Source organism: Streptomyces sp. NH27, assembly GCF_056859195.1.
This window is the reverse complement of the sequence record NZ_JACEGK010001018.1, coordinates 1-854: the sequence shown is the minus strand read 5'-3', so window position 1 is coordinate 854 and position 854 is coordinate 1. Positions and strand designations below refer to the sequence as shown.

Annotated in this window: 2 protein-coding genes; one reads left to right on the top strand and one right to left on the bottom strand. The window is 69.8% G+C overall.

The window, feature by feature from the left end; genetic code table 11:
- Positions 1-154: 154 nt before the first annotated feature.
- Positions 155-565 carry a hypothetical protein gene (locus tag AC13HU_RS37765; protein WP_483046523.1) on the top strand — a complete coding sequence of 137 codons (411 nt, stop codon included), beginning with the start codon at positions 155-157 and terminating at the stop codon, positions 563-565.
- A 107-nt stretch (positions 566-672) separates the two neighbouring features.
- Here the strand turns inward: AC13HU_RS37765 and AC13HU_RS37760 are convergent.
- On the bottom strand, positions 673-854 hold a 182-nt coding region (locus AC13HU_RS37760), incomplete at its 5' end, for a hypothetical protein (RefSeq protein WP_483046522.1).

Here is an 854-nt window from a genome sequence, read left to right as displayed (position 1 = left end):
GTGGCGCGGGCGTGCGGCGGAGCGGGGCGTGCGGCTGGGCTGGCGAGACCCCGTGGATGTCCGGCGGACGAGGCTGCTTCCGCCGAGGAGGCGGGTCGCTTCTGGGTACGGCAGAACGAGTCGCGTTGGGGTCACGCGCTCAAGCGTTGCGGCCATGTACGAGCTCGCCGTGTGTGACACGGACCCGTTGAAACTCAGCTACGCCTGGACCCTGGCGAGAGGCGGAGTGGCAGCGACAGCGGACGAGTTCGAACGTCAACTGCGTCCGACCCGGAACGTCATCGCCCGGCGCCGGCTCGGCATCGCCGACTTGATCGCGTGCGTCGTGCCCGCCGAAGTCGTACTACGGCAACGGCGTGCGAGCGACACCACGCGGCGGCGTCGCAACGTCGACGTTCATGTTCGGCTGGCCGACCCTCTTGAGGAGTGGTACCGCGCTTTGCACACGACCGACCCCGGACGCGTGATCCGGGACCGGCCGGACGAGACCTACCCGCCTGTCCGCCGTGATCGCTACTGCCCGGACCTCTTCGACAGTTGGATTGCGCAGCTCCCAAGCATCTGAACGCGGACCTGTCCCCACTGGTGGGTTCCACGATCGTTCGGTGCTCACCAGCAGGCGGCCGGGCCACGCAGGGAGGTGATCCCGACACAGCGGCCCAGGTGTCCTGCTCAGGCGCTCGGGCCGGACCATCTGCTCGGCCAGAGTGCCTTGCCGTGCGGCGTGGCCTGCAGTCCCAGGTGGCCGCCCGCCACGCCGTGGGCTGCCAGCAGGGCCGCACCGACGGAGGCCGTCCGTTCGGGGCCGAAGTGGAAGGCGACGACCGGCTCTTCGCGGTCATCACAGGCATAGC